Here is a 17,776-nt window from a genome sequence, read left to right as displayed (position 1 = left end):
GTGCGGGGAGCCCCCACCACACCGCCCCTCATCGAGGAGGGGCGGCATCGCCGGGCTGATGCCGGTCACGCGCCCGGGAAGACCGGTCAGACGTCCAGCAACGCCTGCACGCTCGAGTGGGACCGGATCCGCGCCAGTGCGCGCGCCCGCGTGGGGCCGATGCTGCCGACCGGCAACCCGAGGCGGCGGCTGATCTCCTCGTAGGACAGCGGGGGGTCCTCGATCAGGAGCTGGAGCAGGGCCCGCGGGCGGTCGGGGAGCTCCGCGAGGGCGATGAGCAGCGCCTCGTGGCGCTCGGCCTCCAGCAGGTCCCGGTCGATCGCCGGGTTGCCGGCGCCCTCCGGCCAGCCGTGCTCGCCCAGGTCCGTCGGGGAGACCAGCTTCTGACCCCGGAGCACGTGCAGGCACTCGTTGCGTGCGGTCGTGACGATCCAGCCGGGCAGCGCCGCGGGCTGCCGGATCCCGCCGAGGTGCTCGACCAGCCGCAGCCACACCGTCTGGACGACGTCCTCGGCGTCGCTGCCCTGCAGCCGGTGCCGTCGGACGATGGACAGCACGAGCGGCGTGTACCGGTCGACCAGGCGGTTCCACGACGCCTGGTCCCCGTCGAGGGCTGCGGCGACCACCTCGGAGACCGAGCCCTCGTCGTCAGGGTCCACCCGCCAGGTCCCTCCCGTGTGGGCTCGCAACGGCGGGGCCAGCTTAACGGCCAGAGTTCCTGAACCGGGCCGTTCCGGCCCGCTGCAGGGCTGACCGGCGCCTTCAGCTTCCATGGAGTTCCCTCTGCGGTTGGAGTTCCCTCTGCGGTGGGGCAGGCGGCGAGGCCGCGTCGTCCCGGCCTACCCGGCGTCCCGATGACGCGTGGACGCCCGGTCGGTGCGGACGGCGGGGAGGCACAGGGCATGGACGCCCACCGGGACCGTCGTGCTGACGTCATCGACCGCCCGGATGCAGACGTGTCGTGCGGCGTGGCGGCTGCGAGGGCCACGGACATCCCGTCCGGCCGACGGTCTCGCAACCTGATCCCGCCGGACGGCGCCTCCCCACGGTCTCATGTGGAGAAGAGCGTCGACGAGCCCCGCAGATACGGCGTTCCGCTCCCAGCCTCCGCAGTGCCCGGAGCGCCTCCCCGACCTCAGGCGTGGCGTTCCCCGATGGCCACCGCACCGTCGCGGAACGCGACGGCGTCGAGTCCCCGCAACGGTCCGGGCACACGCCTGAGCTGGTTGCGGCTGAACCCCTGCAGCTGCCGGTCAGGCCTGGTTGGGGCGGCCGGTCAGCTTGTCCCGCAGCCGGTCTACCAGGCCGACGCCGGGCCCGACCGTCTTGTGGAACAGCGCGCTGTGCGGCGCGTTCGGGTGCGGCCGGGTCGGGGCCGCCTTCTTCGCGGCGTGGACCTTCCGGCCGATCTCGACCAGCTGCTCCCGGGACAGCCGGGCGCGCAGCTGGGGGAACTGGTCGGTCTCCTCGTCGGTGATGTGGTCGCGCAGCACCGCCTCCAGCCGGCTGAGCCGCTCCAGGAACGCGGGGTCCGCGGCGTCGACGTCCTCGAGCTCCTTCATCACCTCGACGAGTTGCTGGTGCTCCTCGATGTCGTGCTGGACCTCGCGCTCACCGTCGGGCAGGTGCTCGCGCATCGCCGGGTAGACGTACATCTCCTCGGCCACGGAGTGCCGCATCAGCTCGGCGATGACGGTCTCGATCATGTCGCGGCGGCGCTCGGCGTCGGCGCGCGGGATCTGCCCCAGGAGGTCCAGGACCTCGTGGTGGTCGGCGGTCAGGATGTCGACGACGTCGTGGTCGCCGGTGTTCGTGGTCATCTCGTCGGCCTTCCCTCGGCTGGCGTCACCGTGTGGTGCTCGACCCCGGCGTCCTACCCGGGCCCCGGCCGACTCAGTCGCCGATGACGACGTTCCACTCCCGGACCTTCCAGCCGGTCACCAGCCCGTTCGTCACGTACGGGTCCTGCTGCGCGAAGCGCTCGACGACCCCGCGGGACGCCTTCCACACCAGCAGCGCCCGGTCGTAGGGATCGGGCAGCGCCCCGGCGAGCACCAGCTCGCCGCGTTCGTGCGCCGCCCGGGCCAGCGCGAGGTGGTCCTCGCGCAGCGCCGCCCGGCGCTGCAGGTAGTCGTCGACCAGCGCGTACTCCAGGACCAGGTACATGGGGCCACTCTCACACGGCCCGCCGGCGGCCGGGACGGCGGCCGCCGGGGTCCCGGCCCGGCGTCCAACCCATTGCCACCGGCCTTCGGCCACTCGACGATGCACTCCCGGACCGCAACTGGGACGGCACGGTGCGGGTGCTCGACACGACCGCCGGCCCGGCCGGCTGAGCCGCCGGACGGATCCGAGGAGGACGCGATGGCCTTCGACGTCGAGCACCTGCTGCGGCTGTGGACCGACCCGCTCCCCGAGGACGACGGGACCGCCGGTGCCGCCTTCCGGGAGCTCTACACCGATCCGGTCTCCGTCAACGGGGTCCCGCTGACCGCCGCGGACCTGGTGGCGCGGGCGCGGACGATGCAGGCGGCGCTCGACCGGCCCGAGCGCGAGGTGCTGGCGGTGGCCGACGCCGGGGACTCCGTCGCGGTCGCGTTCCGGCTGGCCGGGCAGCACGTCGGTCCCCTCGACGTCCCCATCGGCCGGCTGCAGCCGACCGGGCAGCGGATCGACGTCCGGATCATCGACGTCCTCACCCTCACCGGCGGCCGGATCAGCGCCGTCTGGATGGTGGCGGACTGGCTCTCCACCCTCGCGGCCGTCGGCGCCGTCCGCCTTTCCGGCCCAGCCGGGCAGGCCTCCTGAGCAGCGGCGCCAGCCGGATCCGACCGACCGCCGCTAGGACACCGTCCGGCGGGGTATGCCCTCCCGACGCCCAGAGGACCGAGGTGACACGTGACGCTGACCGAGCGGCTGGACCGGTACCAGCGGCGGCATCCCGGCGCGGGCTTCCCCATCGCGGTGCTCTACAAGTTCCTCGACGACGACGGGCACTTCCTGGCCGCCCTGATCACCTACTACGGCTTCCTGGCGCTCTTCCCGCTGCTGCTCCTGCTGTCCACGGTGCTCGGCCTGCTGCTGCGCGGGAACCCGGACCTGCAGCAGCAGGTCCTCGACTCGGCGCTGCGGGAGCTGCCGGTCATCGGGCCGCAGCTGGGCCGGCCCGAGGAGCTCGGGGGCGGCGTCACCGGGCTGGTCCTGGGGACCCTGGTGGCCCTCTACGGCGGAACCGGGCTGGGCCAGGCGCTGCAGCACACGATGAACACCGCCTGGTCCGTGCCCCGGCACCGCCGGCCCGACCCCATCCGGGCCCGCGGCCGCAGCCTCCTGCTGCTGTGCAGCCTCGGCCTGCTCGTGGTGGGCAGCACCGTGCTGTCGGTGGTCGGCAGCGTCGCCGCCACGGGGAACACGGTGTTCAGCGGCGGGGTCGACGTGCTGCTGATCGCGGCCTCGGTGGTGGTGAACGCAGGCGTGTTCGTGCTGGGGTTCCGCCTCACGACCGCCCGCCGGCTGACCGTCCGGCAGGTGGCCCCCGGCGCCCTCGCGGCCGCGGTCGCCTGGCAGTTGCTGCAGTCCTTCGGCGGCCTCTACGTGGCCCGCGTGGTGCAGAGCGCCAGCGCGGTGAACGCCGTGTTCGCCCTGGTCCTGGGACTGATGGCCTTCATCTACCTGGCCGCCGTCGTCCTCGTGCTGTGCGTGGAGATCAACGCCGTCCGGGTGGACCACCTGCACCCCCGTTCCCTGCTGGCGCCCTTCACCGACGACGTCGAGCTGACCCGCGGGGACGAGCGGGTGTACGCGGACGCCGCGCGCGCCCAGAGCGCGAAGGGCTTCCAGCGCGTGCACGTCCACTTCTCCGATCGCGGCGGGAAGACCGGTGCGCCGGCCGAGCCGCAGCCCGACCCCCCGGTGGAGCCGACCCGGCCGGAGGTGCCCGGGCAGCGGTGACCCGCCGTCCGCGGAGGGCCTTGCGGCGCGCGGGGGCCGCGGAGGAACCTCGGACGGACATCGGCCCGGCAGGTCGCCGCCAGGGCAGGGGCCGGCAACACGAGGAGTGCGGATGTCGGAGCGGGACCAGGAAAGCGCGGGGGACTACGGCTACGACCTGGTGCACGAGGAGGTCGCTCAGCGCGGCGCGGGCGGCCAGCCCAGCGCCCGACACGCCGACGCGCCGCATCCCAGCGGCCCGCCGGCCGGCGCGGAACCGGGGTCGGCCAACGACCTGAGCTACGACGAGGCGCACGGCTTCTGACCCGGTCCGCCGGACGAGCGGGCATGGCCGAGGGGAACGGGACCGGCGGGGAGGTCGCCGGGCTCGTCGCCCGCGCCGCGGAAGCCGCCTCGGCGTTCGTGCGGGGGGACGTGCGCCGGTACGTCGGGCTGGTCCGGCACGCGGACGACTACACCCTGATGCGACCCGACGGCGGCGAGACGGTGCACGGCTTCCATGCCTCACCCGAGCAGCTGGACGAGATGTCGCGACTGTTCACCGGCGGCGAGGCGCGCCTGGAGCTCGGCGGCCAGCGCCGCGGGCGAGGAGCTCACCTGGACGAACGTCTCCTCGGCCCACCAGCGCAGCAGCGTCTCGTCGCCGACCGCCGCGCGCAGCCCCGCCGTCTGCGAGGTGTGCGCCTGCAGCGCCGCGAGCTTCCGGTGCCCGGTGTGCCCGTGGACGGAGACCCGCAGCGCCACCGCGTGCTCCGGGACGGCGGGTGGCTCCGCGCCGGGCATCCACACCCCGGTCTGCGCGCACAGCGCACCCCACCGCCGGTGGAACCGCTCGGTGAGCGTGGCCTGCAGCAGCCGGGCCCGGCAGCCGTCCGCGCGCCAGGCGTCCTCCACCCAGCGCCCGACGGCGATGTGGTCGGGATGCCCGGTCAGCCCGTCCGGCCCGAAGGTCAGCAGGGTGTCCGGGCGGACCTCGTCGATCAGCGCCCGGACCGCCGCCGCGCCGACGGCCGGGTCCACCTGAGCGCACCGCCCGTCCCGGAACCCCAGCCACCGGTGGTCGGTGACGCCGACCGAGGCCAGGCTGTGCGCCAGCTCCTGCCGCCGCACCTCCGCCACCGCCTCGGCGCCGCCCAGCTCGCCCTCGGTCGCGGTCGCCACGACCACCCGCTGACCGGCGCTGCAGGCGAGGGCCATGAGCCCGGCGGACAGGTAGGCCTCGTCGTCCGGGTGGGCCCACACGCCCAGCACGGTGCCCAGGTGGCGGATCGCCAGGGTCTTGTCCACGGTTCCTCCTCGACGCTCCTCGACGGTTGCCGGGACGCTAGGAGGAGCTCCTTCCACGGACCTTCCCGTCGCACCGTGCCGGGGACGGCGGTCGGGAAGGGGTCAGGTGGGCAGCCGCTGCCCGGCCCGGGCGGTCGCCGACCCGGTCGGGGTCTGCGCGGTGCGGCACCGGTCCGCGTCGAGCGGCTGGCCGGCGGTGTCGAAGCACTCGGCGGCCCGCAGGAGCAGGCTCCGCCACCCGGCCTCGTCGCCCTGCGCGCGCACCAGGTGGGCGCGCGCCTCCAGCACCGCCCCCTGCCAGGCGGTGCCGTGCCACAGGGCCGCCGACTCCTCGGCGGTCGCCAGGTGCCGCTGCGCCCGGTCGACGTCGCCCACGTCGGCGCAGGCGATCGCGCACGGCACGGACACCATCACCTGGCAGAAGTGGCACTCGTCCTCGGGCCCGACCGTCGCCTCGGCCCGGCGCGCCGCGGCGTAGGCGTCCTCGGGGGTGTCGGCGGCGAGGACGGTCGTGCCGTCGATCCGCTGCATCAGGTGCATCGCGATCGGTGACCAGCGGGCCAGCGGCAGGGCCCGCTGCAGCAGCCGGCGCGCCTCGGCCCGGTCGCCCTGCAGGACGCGCAGCTCGGCCAGCCGCTGGAGGGAGTGGGCCTCCCCGGCGGCGGCGCCGATCTCGGCGTGCTGGTCCACCGCCTCCAGCAGGTCGTGCTCGGCGGTGGGCAGGTCGCCGGAGAGCAGGGCGGCCTCGCCGGTGAGCGCCGAGGCGAACGCGACCGCGCGCACCGCGCCGGCGCGCTGTGCGGTCTCCCGCAGCGCGCGGCCGAGCTCCATGACCTCGGTGTAGGGGGTGGGCCCGTACAGGAGGTACTCGGCGACGCACAGGTGCGCGTCGAAGACGGCGGTGGCCACCGTCGGCGCCTCCCGGGTGCGCTGCAGCTCGTGGCGCAGCCGGCGGAACCACTGCCCGTCGTTGTGCGCGATCAGCCCCTGCAGCGCGATGAGGTCCAGCAGCCGCCAGTCCGTCGCGTCGCCGAGCCGGGCCCGCGCCTCGTCCGCGGCCGCCCGGGCCGCGGCGATGTCGCCGGTGAAGTAGGCGACGTGGCCGCGCGCGAGCAGGATCATGCCGTCGGCCGGGCCCCCGTCGGTCTCCAGCCCGGACAGCGCGTCCGCGGCGGTCTCCTGGTCGCCGGCCATGCTGCACGCCTGCGCCAGCCGCGCCAGCACGATCCGGCGGGCGTCCCCGACGCAGACGACGGCCGCCTCCCGGTAGGCGGCCACGGCGGCGGGGTCCCCGACGGCCAGCAGCAGGTCGGCGCGCAGGGCCAGCAGCCGCGCCCGGTCGGCGCCCGTCGCCACGTCCCGGACCTGCTCGACCAGGTCGAGCGCGTCCCGGTAGGCGCCCACGGCCGCCGCGCTCTCCGCCGCGGTCAGCAGGTGGGGGACGGCGGCGGCCGCGGCGCCGGCGTGCAGCAGGTGCGAGCCGATCCGCGCCGGCGCGGCGCCCAGCGTCTCCAGCGCGGCGGCGGCGTCCCGGTGCAGCCGCTGCAACCGGTGCGGCGGCAGCCCGGCGATCAGCCGCTGGCGGAGCCGGCTGCTCCGGAAGCGGAAGCCGATCTCGGCCGGCTGCACCAGGCCCGTGGTGAGGGCGGCGTCCAGGACGGCGAACGCCTCGTCCTCGCCGGTGCCGGCCAGCGCGACGAACTCGTCCGTGGTCACCGCCGTCCCGGCGACGGCGACGCGGCGCAGCACGTCCTCGGTGCCCGGGGGGCAGGCCGACAGCAGCCGCTCGATCGGCAGCGGCACCGTGTCGCCCCGGCCGACGCCGGCGTGCACCTGCAGTACCCGCTGCGGGAGCCCGCCCGACCAGGCGTACACCTCCTCGACGAGCCGGTCGTCGACGGGCGTGCCGAGGTGGTCGGCGAGCAGCGCAGCCGTCCCGGTGGGCGAGAGCGGCGGGATCGGCAGGTCGGCCACGCTCGGCTGGCGCACCAGGCTGGCGCGCATCCGGCCGAGCCGGGTGTCCTCGGGGACGTCGTGGTGCCCGGCGACCAGCACGACCCGTTCGGTGGCGGCCACCCGGGCGAGGTAGTGCAGCAGGCGCAGGCTGCCCTCGTCGGCGTCGTGCAGGTCGTCGACGGTGAGCACCGCCCCGGCGCCCGCCGCGGCCAGCCGCAGCAGCTCCGCGACCGAGACGAACAGGCGCTGGTGGGCGCCCTCGCCGGACCAGGTCAGCTCGCCGCCGCGCAGGGCACGCTCGATCTCGTCCCGGTAGGCGTCGTCCAGGCCGTCGAGCAGCGTCGGGTGTGCCCGGCAGAGGTCCGAGAGCGCCTCCAGGACCGGCGCGTAGGGCCAGCCGCCCTCGGCCGCCGACGTCCCGCCGGCCCCGGTCCGCGCCCCGCCCGCGGCCGCGCGGGCGCGTACCCAGGCGAGGACGGCCGACGTGCCGGCACCGCCGAGACCGTGCACCAGGGCGGTGGTGCCCCGCCCGGTCCGGATCTCCTGCAGCGCCCGGTCCAGCCGTTCCAGCACCGGCCGCCGTCCCACCAGCCGGGGCGGGCGGGCTGCCGGCGGAGGGCTCTCGGCCGCCGGGGTGAGCCGGTCGCGGAGGGCGACGGCCTCCGCGGACGGGCCCACGCCCAGCTCGGCGCGCAGCGCCCGGTCCAGCCGCTCGAACTGCCGCAGCGCACCCCGCCGGTCCCCGCGGTCGGCGAGCTCCCGCATCAGCGCCAGGTGCGCCTGCTCGTCGGCCGGCTCCTCGCGCAGCAGGTCCTCCCAGCGCCGTCCGGCCCGCAGCAGGTCCAGGTGCACCTGCCGGACCCGGTCCCGCTCCGCCCCGGTCCAGGCCTCGAACAGGTCGTCGGGGAGCAGCGGCCCGGGATGGGCGGCCAGGGCGGCGTCCACGTCGGCGGCCGTGCCGCCGGCCAGCGCCACCCGGGCGAGGGCCAGGAAGCGCTCCACGTCGACCTGCACGTCGGCGTCCGGGAGCAGGGTGAGCACCTCGCCGCGCAGCACCAGGCCGGACCGCTCGCCCAGCGCCCGCCGGGCGTAGTGGGCGGCGGTGTGCAGCCGGGGGGAGGCGTCCTCGGGCGCCAGGTCCGGCCACAGGGCGTCGAGGACCTGTTCCCGGTGCAGCCGCCGGCCGGGCGCCAGGGCGAGCAGCTTGACCAGTGAGGACGCCGAGCGCCGCGTCCACCCGCTGCCCGGGACTTCCCGGCCGTCCACGCTGACCGAGAAGCCGCCGAGCAGGCTGATCTGCACGTCCACGAGTGGGTCCGTTCCCTGTGGCGTCGGTCCCCGTGACTTCGGTACCGCGGGCCAGCGTAGGACCGCGGCCGGAGGCCGAGAAGGGGGAACCACGGCGGGGGAGGGCCGGACCGACGGCTTCCGGTGCCCCGCGCTCGCCGGCGGACGCGGGAAGGTCCGTGGAAGACCGCGGCGGGACGCTCCCGGCCATGACTGACCCGACAGCCCTCCGCCCTGGCGACGTCGCCCGGCGCACGCGCACGGTACGGGCGCGGGACATCGAGCTCTTCACGGAGCTGACCGGGGACCGCAACCCGGTGCACTACGACGCCGACCTCGCCACCCGCAGCCGGTTCGGCGGCATCGTCGTCCAGGGCGGTGTCACCACCGGGCTGCTGAACGCGCTCGTGGCCGAGGACCTGCCCGGTCCGGGCAGCGTCTTCCTGCACGTCGACTGGCGTTTCCCGGCGCCGGTCCGGCCGGGGGACGTGCTGACCGCCGAGGCGCGGGTGCTCGACGTCCGGGCGGACAAGCCGATCTGCACGCTCGCCACCACCGTCCGCACCGCCGAGGGCGTCGTCGTCGTGGACGGCACGGCCGTCGTCTGGCGGGACCCGGTGGTGCGCCGGGAGGTCGAGCAGCGGGGGACACGGCAGCGGGGGCCGGAGCAGCCGGCGCCCACGATGGAGGAGAGATCGCCATGACCATGACCGACGCGGCCGCCGGCCGGCCCACCACCCCGACGCTCGGCGCGATCACCCACGTGGCGCTGACCGTCCGGGACCTGGACGTCAGCGTGCCCTTCTACCGGGAGCTGGTCGGCGCGGACCCGGTGCTGGACGAGGACACCGGGCCGTTCCGGCACGTGGTCTTCGCCATGGGGGACACCCTGCTGGGCCTGCACGTCTTCCCGGAGGGCATCGAGGACGTCGCGCACACCCCCCGCCGGCGAGGGCTGGACCACGTGTCCTTCGGCTGCGCGGACCGCAGCGAGCTGGTGGCCTGGGAGCGACGGCTGGACGAGATCGGCATCGAGCACGGCGGCATCGTCGACGCGCACTACGGATCGGGGCTGTCGTTCAAGGACCCCGACGGGCTGCCGCTCGAGCTGTTCTGCCCGCCGTCCGCCTGACCCCCGTCCGCCCACTCACCCGCCCTGCCGGACGGCGCCGGTCGCCGTCCGGCAGGTCCCGCCCCCGGGCCCGTCCGTACGCTGGGAGACCGACCGATCACCCGTTCGACCGACCCGCGCCGTCGACGGACCGCGGCACGCGGCGCGCCGCGACCGGGGGCACCGGCTCGCTAGCCTGCCGCCGTCCCTGGCCGGCGACCGAAGGGGAGCGGGCATGGAGATCCACGTCGACACCCTGCAGAAAGCGCTGCAGATCAACCTCGATCTGCGCTGGTACGGCACCATCGCCGAGATCGGCGCGGGCCAGGAGGTCGCGCGCTGGTTCTTCCGCGCCGGCGGGGCGGCCGGCACGGTCGCGAAGTCGATGTCGGCCTACGACATGGCCGTCAGCGACGCGGTCTACGGCAAGTCCGACCGGTACGTCAGCAAGGGCCGCCTGCAGGCGATGCTCGACCGCGAGTTCCAGCTCAACCTCGACCGGCTCAGCGAGGAGCGGGGCGACGAGACGGCGTTCTTCGCCTTCGCCGACACGGTGGTGGCCCGCAGCTACCGGGGCGGCAACGAGTGCCACGGCTGGATGGGCGTGAAGTTCCAGGCGCACCCGCGGGACGAGCCCAGCCAGATCGTGCTGCACGTCCGGATGCTGGACAACGAGGCCCCTCAGCAGCAGGAGGCGCTCGGGGTGGTCGGGGTGAACCTGCTGCACGCCGCGTTCTTCCAGCACCACGAGCCGGACCGGGTGATCGAGCGGCTGCTCGACCAGCTCACCACGGGCCGCATCGAGATCGACATGATCGAGCTGAAGGGCATCGAGTTCCGCGCGGTCGACAACCGGCTGATGGCCCTCAAGCTCGTGCAGGTCGGGCTCAGCGGCGCGGCGATGTTCGGGGCCGACCGCCAGGTGCTGCAACCCAGCGAGGTGCTCCGGAAGAAGGCGATCCTGGTGGAGCGGGGGAGCTTCCGCCCGCCGACCGTGGTGAACATCGACATGCTCGAGGCCGCCCGGGAGAAGTTCGAGGGCGACCCCGCCGTCGCCGGGCGCGACGTGCTGATGCTGACCGAGCTGACCATGGCCAACCTGCGCGCCGGGGGAGACGTGGTCGACCGCAAGGACTTCCTCGCCCGTGCCGACCTGCTGTCGGCCTGCGGAATGACCGTGCTCATCTCCGACTTCCTCGCCTACCACCGGCTGGCCGCCTACCTGGCCTGGCGCACCGACGGCCGGATCGGCATGGTCATGGGCGTCCCGAGTCTGCTCTCGCTGTTCGACGAGGCCGGCCACGCGGACCTGCCCGGCGGCATCCTGGAGGGGTTCGGCCGGCTGTTGAAGAACGACCTCCGGCTGTTCGTCTACCCGATGCTGCGGGACGGCGAGGTGGTCACCGCCGACACCGTGACGGTCGGGGAGGAGCTGCAGCCGCTCTACGACTACCTCAACCGGCGCGGGAGCTTCGTCGCGCTGGACAACTACAAGCCGGACTACCTGCCGATCCTGAGCCGGGACGTGCTGCGTCGGATCCCCGCGGACGACGGGACCTGGGAGGCCCAGGTGCCGCCCGAGGTCTGCGCGGTGATCAAGAAGCGCGGGTTCTTCGGCTACCCCCGGGGGCGCTGACCCCGTCCCCCCGGGCGCCGGCCCCGCGCCGGGAAATGACCTGTCGCCCACGGCCGGGCAGTGCCAGCCTGGAGGCGTCGCACGGGCCGTCGACCCAGGAAGAGGCGCCATGGCAGCACCGGACACGCTCACCGACGTCACCGATCTCGCCGGGCTGGCCGATCCGTTCCCCGCCCTCGCGGCGCTCCGCGAGGCCGGCCCGGTGAGCCGGATGACGATGAACCACGCCGTTCCGGTGTGGGTGGTGACCCGCCCCGACGACGTGCTCGCCGCCCTCTCCGACCCCCGGCTGAGCAGCGATCCGCACACGTCCTCCGCGATGACCGAGCTGATGGGCGAGGACGTCCTCAGCCGCAGCATGCTGATCTCCGACCCCCCCGAGCACACCCGGCTGCGCCGGCTGGTCTCCAAGGCGTTCACCGCCCGGCGGGTCGAGGCGCTGCGCCCCCGGATCGAGGAGATCACCGGCGAGTTGCTGGACCGGATCGCGCCCCGGGGAGAGGCCGAGCTGATCTCCGAGTTCGCGCTGCCGCTGCCGATCACGGTGATCGGCGAGCTGCTGGGCGTGCCCGTGGACGACCGCGAGCGGTTCCGGGCCTGGACCGACGAGATGCTCGAGACGCCGCTGGACCGGCGGATGGACCCCGAGCACCTGGCGGCCGCCGCCGCGCGGCTGCGGAGCTACGTCGGGGACCTCATCGCCGACAAGCGCCGGCAGCCGGCCGACGACCTGCTCACCGGCCTGATCGAGGCGAGCGACGAGGACGACGGGCGGCTGGACGAGCAGGAGCTGCTGTCGATGACCTTCCTGCTGCTCGTCGCCGGGTACGTGACCACCGTCAACCTGATCGGCAACGGCACCCTGGCGCTGCTGCGCGCGCCCGAGCAGCTGGACCGGTTGCGCGCGGACCCGTCGCTGGTCCCGGACGCCGTGGAGGAGTTCCTGCGCTTCGACGGGCCGGTCAACCTCGGCATCACCCGGTACGCCGCCGAGGACCTCGAGATCGCCGGGGTGCCGATCTCCCGCGGGGACGTCGTCATGCTGGCGACCGCGGCCGCCGACCGCGACCCGGACCGCCACGCCGATCCCGACCGGCTCGACGTCACCGCCGGCCACCGCGGGCACCTGGGGTTCGGGCACGGGATCCACTACTGCCTGGGCGCGCCGCTGGCCCGCCTGGAGGGCCAGATCGCGTTCACCGCGATCGTGTCCCGGCTGCCCGACCTGGCCCTGGCCGTCCCGGTCGAGGAGCTGCGCTGGTCGGCCGGTGGGCTGCGCGGGCTGCGGGCGCTGCCGGTGGTGTTCCGGCCGACCGTCCGGCAGCCGGGCTGACCTCGGCCGGCGGGCGTGGACGCGGACGGCGGGTAAGGGACCCCCGTGGACGTGCGGCGGCTCGTGTTGGGGGACTGGTCCCGGCTGATCAGGGACGGCATCGACGTCCTGCGGCTGGTCATCCTGGGCGGGGCGGTGCTCTACGCGTTCGCTGGCCGCCCGGGTGCAGCCTCGCTGCTGGCCGGGCTCGGGGCGGTCACGCTCCTGGCCCGGCTGGTGAACCTGCCGCGGGTGTACGACCTGTCGCTGACCCTGGGGATGGCGCTGCAGGGGTTCGGCGAGACGTTCGGGCTCTACGACCAGTTCGTGCGCTTCGACGACCTGGTGCACTTCACGCTGCCGATGCTCACCGCCCCGGTCGTGTACATCGCCCTGGCCCGCCTCGACGTCGTCCCCGACCCGCGCGACGAGACCCACCTGCGGCACTACGTCGGCATCGGCGTCGTCACGCTGGCGCTGGGCATCTCCATCGGCGCGCTGTGGGAGATCTACGAGTGGCGGTCCGACGCGTGGCTGGACACCGCGCTGTCGGAGGGCAACGACGACACGAACGGCGACCTGGTCCGCGACACGCTCGGCTCGGTGGTGGGCGCCGGGCTGCTCGTGGCGTGGGCCCGCTTCGGATGGGGGTCGGTCCGGCGGATACCCGGCGTGAACACGCACGAGGAGGTCAGCGCCTGACCGTGGTTGGCTGAGCGCCCTCCGCCGAGAAGGGACTGCGATGTCGATCCTCGCCAGCTTCGCCGAGGCACTGGTCACCGGCCGGGTCGAGGTCGTCGACCTCACCGCGCCGCTGTCGTCCGGGACGCCGGTCATCCAGCTGCCGCCCCCGTTCGCCCAGACCGCGCCCTTCGAGCTGGAGGAGCTGAGCCGGTACGACGACCGCGGCCCCGCCTGGTACTGGAACAACTTCCGCACCGGCGAGCACACCGGCACGCACTTCGACGCACCCAACCACTGGGTGACCGGCCGGGACGGCGACGACGTGGCGTCGGTGCCGGTGCGGCGGCTGGTCGCGCCGGCCGCCGTCCTGGACTTCTCCGCCCAGGCCGCCGAGGACCCCGACTTCCTGCTCGAGGTGGAGCACGTCGAGCAGTGGCAGGCGGAGCACGGCCCGCTGCCCGAGGGCGGCTGGCTGCTCTACCGCACCGGCTGGGACGCCCGGTCGTCCTCCCAGCGGGACTTCGTCAACGCCGACGACACCGGCCCGCACACCCCGGGGCTGTCCCCCGCGTGCGCGCGGTGGCTGGCCGAGGAGGCGCCGGTGATCGGGCTGGGTGTGGAGACGGTGGGCACCGACGCCGGCGCCGCGCACTCGTTCGACCCGCCGTTCCCGTGCCACACCTTGCTCATGGGCAGCGGGAAGTACGGGCTCACCCAGCTGCAGAACCTCGCCCAGCTACCGCCGACCGGTGCGCTGGTGGTCGCCGCGCCGCTGCCGATCGTCTCCGGGTCCGGTTCGCCGTCGCGGGTGCTGGCGCTGGTCGACCGCGGATGAACGTCGCCGCCGCGGTCGGCGGCGCGCTCGCCCGGAGCGGGATCGGCACGGTCTTCGGGGTCGTGGGGTCGGGCAACTTCGTGGTGACCAACGCGATGGTCGCCGCCGGCGCCCGGTTCGTGGCCGCCCGCCACGAGGGCGGCGCGGCCACGATGGCCGACGCGCACGCCCGGATGACCGGGGGAGTGACCGCGCTGAGCGTGCACCAGGGCTGCGGGTTCACCAACGCGCTGACCGGCGTCACCGAGGCGGCGAAGAGCCGCACACCGATGCTGGTGGTGACGGCGGAGGCCACCTCCCCCCGGTCGAACTTCTTCGTCGACCAGCCCGCCCTCGCCGCCGCCGTCGGGGCGGTGTCGGTGCGGGTCACCTCACCCGGGGACGCCGTCGCCCAGGCCGTCGCGGCGGTCGCGACGGCCCGCCACGAGCGGCGGGTGGTCGTGCTGAACCTGCCGCTGGACGTGCAGGGGCTCCCGGCGCCGGACGTGGCGGTGCCGGTCCCGGAGACCCGCCCGGAGGTGGCTCCCGACCCGGCCGAGCTGGCCCGGCTCGCGGACGCCCTGCGGCAGGCGCGCCGCCCGGTGTTCGTGGCCGGCCGGGGGGCACGCGGCCCGGGTGCCCGGGCGGCGCTGGAGCGGCTGGCCGACCGCTGCGGGGCGCTGCTGGCGACGTCCGCCGTCGCCAAGGGGCTGTTCCGCGGCAGCCCGTGGGACCTCGACGTCGCCGGGGGGTTCGCCACCCCGCTGGCCGCCGAGCTGATCAGCGGTGCCGACCTGGTCGTCGGGTGGGGCTGCGCGCTCAACATGTGGACGATGCGGCACGGCCGGCTGATCGCCGACGACGCCGTCGTGGTGCAGGTGGACCTGGAGCGCGCGGCGCTCGGCCGGCAGCGGGACCTCGCGTTCGGCGTCGTCGGGGACGTCCGCGCGGTCGCCGAGGCGGCGACCGCCGCCCAGCCCCGCGAGGCGGCCGGGTACCGGACGGCGGAGGTCCGCCGGGCGCTGGTCGAGCGGCGGCGGTGGCGCGACGAGCCGTTCCCCGATACCGGGGGAGCGGGGCAGGTCGACCCCCGCGCGCTGACGATCGCCCTGGACGACCTGCTGCCCGCCGAGCGGGTGGTCGCGGTCGACTCGGGCAACTTCATGGGCTACCCGAGCATGTTCCTCGACGTCCCCGACGAGCACGGCTTCTGCTTCACCCAGGCCTTCCAGTCGGTGGGCCTGGGCCTGGCGACGGCGATCGGCGCCGCCCTGGCCCGGCCCGACCGGCTGCCCGTCGCCGCCCTCGGGGACGGCGGCGCGCTGATGGGCGCCGCGGAGCTGGAGACCGTCGTCCGGCTGGGGCTGCCCCTGGTCGTGGTGGTCTACGACGACGCGGCCTACGGCGCGGAGGTGCACCACTTCGGCCCGGCCGGCCACCCGCTGGACACCGTCCGGTTCCCCGAGACCGACTTCGCCGCCATCGCCCGCGGCCACGGCTTCGCGGCCGTCACGGTCCGGGACGTCGCGGACCTGACCGGCCTGTCCGACTGGCTGGCCGGACCGCGCACGCGGCCGCTGCTCATCGACGCCAAGGTGACCCGGCGGGAGCCGTCGTGGTGGCTCGAGGAGGCCTTCCGCGGCCACTGAGCCCGGTCAGTGGCTCAGTCGGCCGCCATGTCGAGCCCGTCCAGGAGCGCCGTCGGAGCGTCGCGGTTGGCCCGATCGGTGGCCGCGGAGAAGGCCCGCCCGGCGTCGGACCGCGTCGCGCCGGGGGGCACGACGAGCAGGTCCAGCCGGCCGCGGGTCACGTCACCGGTCAGGTTGAGCAGGTGCCGGTCGAGGCTGCGGAACCAGCCGAGCCGGATGGTGCGGCCGTCCGCCTCGAGTCGTCGCGTCGCCGACGTCCACGTCCCCGGGTTGTAGTTGACCCGGGTGACCCGGATCCCCCGGCGGTGCAGCTCCTCGACGAGCGGGGGGAGCTCCTCGGCCAGGTCCGACGTCCGCGGCCACCACGCCCCGTCCAGCGTGGTCCGGGCCGACGGTGGGTCGATCAGCGCCAGCCGGACGGAGCCGTCGTCGGGGGGTACCACCGCGGTCTCGTCGACGTCCGTCGCGGGCCCCGTGCGCCGGCGCGTGACCCGGATGGTGGTCATGACGAGACCGCGGTGCGGGTGGAGGCCGTCCGGGGGCTGGGGAGTCCCATGGCAGGGACCGCCGATCTCCCTCCGCCAGCGGAGGGGCTGAGCGCCGAACTGGCGCCACTGCCGACGGTACGCGCCCCGGGGGAGCCCTCGTCCCGGCGCGGGCCGGGCGTCACGAGGACGGGCAGACGCAGCCCCGGCTCATGGCGCCGTTGAGGGTGGCCTGGCAGAACCGGAGCCCGATCGCGTCGTGGCTGGCCACGGGATGCGGACACACGGCGCAGGTCGCCACGGCGCTGCTGGAGCGCTCGGTGGTCGCGGGGAGGGCGGGAGATGTCACGGCGGCAGCCGCCTGACTCCGCCGGGAGGTGGCGGTGTAGGGAGACGTCGGACGAACGAGCCGTCCACGGGTCCGCAGGAGCGGACCGACACCTCCACGCTACGCCCGGCCGCGCTGCCGGTGTCCCCGGACGACGGCCCGGTGCACGCGAGCGCCCCCCGACGGCCGCGACGACGCCCGCTCCACCCCGTCCCCCCGGGGACGAGAATGGACGACGGACCCGCTGCGGTCCGCGGGCACGGCGTGAGGAGGCCCCCATGGACAGGAAGGACGAGCAGCAGGACACGGCGGTGGCTCAGCCCCGCGTGGTCGTCGGGGTGGACGGGTCACCGGGTGCACGGGAGGCGCTGGCCTGGGCGTTCGCCGCCGCGGCCCGGCGCGGCGCGGCGCTCGACGTCGTCTCCGCGTTCCCGTCGGACCTCTCGTGGACCGCGCCGTCCCTGGTCGACCCCCAGCGCATCGAGGCCCTTCGGACCGGCACGGAGATCCGGGCGCGGGACCTGGTGGCCACCGTCCGGACGGACCCCGCGGTGTCTGCGGTCGCCGGTGTCGACGACGTGCCCTGCGCGGTGCGCGTCGTCCCCGGGGCACCGGCCGAGCAGCTCGTGCAGATGGCCGAGAGGGCCGCGCTGCTGGTGGTCGGCAGCCGGGGCCGGGGCCTGGTGCGCAGCACCCTGCTGGGGTCGGTGGCGCTGCACTGCGCCACCCATGCGCCCTGCCCGGTGGTCGTCGTCCACCCCGGCACGGCCGCGTCGACGGCCACGGGCCGGCGGGTGGTCGTCGGGCTGGACTCCTCGGAGGCGTCCCGGGTGGTCCTCGCCCACGCCGGCGCGGCGGCCGAGGAGCTCGGCGCCGAGTTGGAGGTGGTCGCGGCCTACCACCTGCCGCACTACTGGAGCGACCTGTACGTCGCGCTCGACCAGGCGCTCGCCGAGATCCGCGACTCCGCCGAGCGCCTGGCCCGGCGACAGGTCGCCGAGGTGCTGGGGGCGCAGCCGCCGGTGCGGGTGCGGGTGGTGACCGAGGAGGGCCCCGCCGGTGGGCTGCTCGTGCACCGCGCGGCCGGCGCGGCGCTCCTGGTGGTCGGCAGCCGGAGCCGCAACCGGTTGCCCGGCATGATGCTCGGCTCGGTCGCGCTGCACGGCGTCGTCCACGCGCCCTGCCCGGTGCTCGTGGTCCACCCACCGCGGCGCGCCCACCGGCACGCCGAGCAGCCGGCCATGGCGGGCAGCGGCGGCTGAGCGCCCGCCGCCGG

Annotated in this window: 18 protein-coding genes; 11 read left to right on the top strand and 7 right to left on the bottom strand. The window is 75.4% G+C overall.

The features are described 5' to 3' along the window. Positions 1-86: 86 nt before the first annotated feature. From HK417_RS03065 to HK417_RS03055, 3 genes are all read right to left on the bottom strand, one after another. Positions 87-659: an RNA polymerase sigma factor gene (locus tag HK417_RS03065; protein ID WP_222263176.1), complete on the bottom strand. Its 573-nt coding sequence runs from the start codon at positions 657-659 to the stop codon at positions 87-89. A 594-nt stretch (positions 660-1,253) separates the two neighbouring features. Then, positions 1,254-1,820 carry a hemerythrin domain-containing protein gene (locus HK417_RS03060; protein WP_222263174.1) on the bottom strand — a complete coding sequence of 189 codons (567 nt, stop codon included), beginning with the start codon at positions 1,818-1,820 and terminating at the stop codon, positions 1,254-1,256. A 73-nt stretch (positions 1,821-1,893) separates the two neighbouring features. Next, positions 1,894-2,166 (bottom strand): YciI-like protein, encoded by a 273-nt coding sequence (locus HK417_RS03055; protein WP_222263171.1) that lies wholly within the window; start codon positions 2,164-2,166, stop codon positions 1,894-1,896. Positions 2,167-2,364: 198 nt separating this feature from the next. On the opposite strand from HK417_RS03055, the gene HK417_RS03050 reads away from it, so the two are divergent. From HK417_RS03050 to HK417_RS03040, 3 genes are all read left to right on the top strand, one after another. Next, on the top strand, positions 2,365-2,808 hold the full coding sequence (locus tag HK417_RS03050) for an ester cyclase (protein WP_222263169.1): 444 nt from the start codon (positions 2,365-2,367) through the stop codon (positions 2,806-2,808). Positions 2,809-2,898: 90 nt separating this feature from the next. Further along, positions 2,899-3,951 carry a YihY/virulence factor BrkB family protein gene (locus HK417_RS03045; RefSeq protein ID WP_222263167.1) on the top strand — a complete coding sequence of 351 codons (1,053 nt, stop codon included), beginning with the start codon at positions 2,899-2,901 and terminating at the stop codon, positions 3,949-3,951. A 112-nt stretch (positions 3,952-4,063) separates the two neighbouring features. Next, positions 4,064-4,255 carry a hypothetical protein gene (locus tag HK417_RS03040; RefSeq protein WP_222263165.1) on the top strand — a complete coding sequence of 64 codons (192 nt, stop codon included), beginning with the start codon at positions 4,064-4,066 and terminating at the stop codon, positions 4,253-4,255. Positions 4,256-4,455: 200 nt separating this feature from the next. On the opposite strand, the gene HK417_RS03035 is transcribed toward HK417_RS03040, so the two are convergent. Then, complete coding sequence (locus HK417_RS03035; protein ID WP_222263163.1) at positions 4,456-5,238, bottom strand: PIG-L deacetylase family protein; 783 nt, start codon at positions 5,236-5,238, stop codon at positions 4,456-4,458. Between the two features lie 102 nt (positions 5,239-5,340). Beyond that, complete coding sequence (locus tag HK417_RS03030) at positions 5,341-8,502, bottom strand: AAA family ATPase (RefSeq protein WP_222263160.1); 3,162 nt, start codon at positions 8,500-8,502, stop codon at positions 5,341-5,343. Positions 8,503-8,690: 188 nt separating this feature from the next. Between HK417_RS03030 and HK417_RS03025 the strand changes: the two genes are divergently transcribed. From HK417_RS03025 to HK417_RS02995, 7 genes are all read left to right on the top strand, one after another. Then, positions 8,691-9,185 carry a MaoC family dehydratase gene (locus HK417_RS03025; protein WP_222263158.1) on the top strand — a complete coding sequence of 165 codons (495 nt, stop codon included), beginning with the start codon at positions 8,691-8,693 and terminating at the stop codon, positions 9,183-9,185. Beyond that, positions 9,182-9,613 (top strand): VOC family protein, encoded by a 432-nt coding sequence (locus HK417_RS03020; RefSeq protein WP_222263156.1) that lies wholly within the window; start codon positions 9,182-9,184, stop codon positions 9,611-9,613. Before HK417_RS03025 ends, HK417_RS03020 begins: the two co-directional genes overlap by 4 nt. Positions 9,614-9,827: 214 nt before the next feature. Further along, positions 9,828-11,228, top strand: coding sequence for a TonB-dependent receptor (locus HK417_RS03015; protein ID WP_222263154.1), 1,401 nt, complete (start codon positions 9,828-9,830; stop codon positions 11,226-11,228). Between the two features lie 109 nt (positions 11,229-11,337). After that, positions 11,338-12,561 carry a cytochrome P450 family protein gene (locus HK417_RS03010; protein WP_222263152.1) on the top strand — a complete coding sequence of 408 codons (1,224 nt, stop codon included), beginning with the start codon at positions 11,338-11,340 and terminating at the stop codon, positions 12,559-12,561. A 45-nt stretch (positions 12,562-12,606) separates the two neighbouring features. Then, entirely contained in the window at positions 12,607-13,242 is a 636-nt protein-coding gene (locus tag HK417_RS03005; RefSeq protein ID WP_222263149.1) for a hypothetical protein, read from the top strand. Positions 13,243-13,282: 40 nt separating this feature from the next. Further along, on the top strand, positions 13,283-14,059 hold the full coding sequence (locus HK417_RS03000) for a cyclase family protein (RefSeq protein ID WP_222263147.1): 777 nt from the start codon (positions 13,283-13,285) through the stop codon (positions 14,057-14,059). Beyond that, positions 14,056-15,687 (top strand): thiamine pyrophosphate-binding protein, encoded by a 1,632-nt coding sequence (locus HK417_RS02995; protein WP_222263145.1) that lies wholly within the window; start codon positions 14,056-14,058, stop codon positions 15,685-15,687. The genes HK417_RS03000 and HK417_RS02995 overlap by 4 nt, the downstream gene beginning before the upstream one ends. A gap of 14 nt (positions 15,688-15,701) precedes the next feature. Here HK417_RS02995 and HK417_RS02990 read toward each other — a convergent pair whose 3' ends face one another. After that, complete coding sequence (locus HK417_RS02990) at positions 15,702-16,193, bottom strand: DUF5994 family protein (protein WP_222263143.1); 492 nt, start codon at positions 16,191-16,193, stop codon at positions 15,702-15,704. 160 nt (positions 16,194-16,353) lie between these two features. Next, the gene (locus HK417_RS02985; protein WP_222263141.1) at positions 16,354-16,521 is read right to left on the bottom strand and encodes an RGCVC family protein; all 168 of its coding nucleotides are present in this window, start codon (positions 16,519-16,521) and stop codon (positions 16,354-16,356) included. A 257-nt stretch (positions 16,522-16,778) separates the two neighbouring features. Between HK417_RS02985 and HK417_RS02980 the strand changes: the two genes are divergently transcribed. Next, on the top strand, positions 16,779-17,762 hold the full coding sequence (locus HK417_RS02980; protein ID WP_222263139.1) for a universal stress protein: 984 nt from the start codon (positions 16,779-16,781) through the stop codon (positions 17,760-17,762). The last annotated feature ends 14 nt before the right edge of the window (positions 17,763-17,776 follow it).

Origin of the sequence: Modestobacter marinus (assembly GCF_019799945.1) — a bacterium.
Taxonomy (GTDB): Bacteria; Actinomycetota; Actinomycetes; order Mycobacteriales; family Geodermatophilaceae; genus Modestobacter; species Modestobacter marinus_B.
Note: the sequence above shows the minus strand (reverse complement) of the source record. Positions and strands in the feature narration are given on the sequence as shown.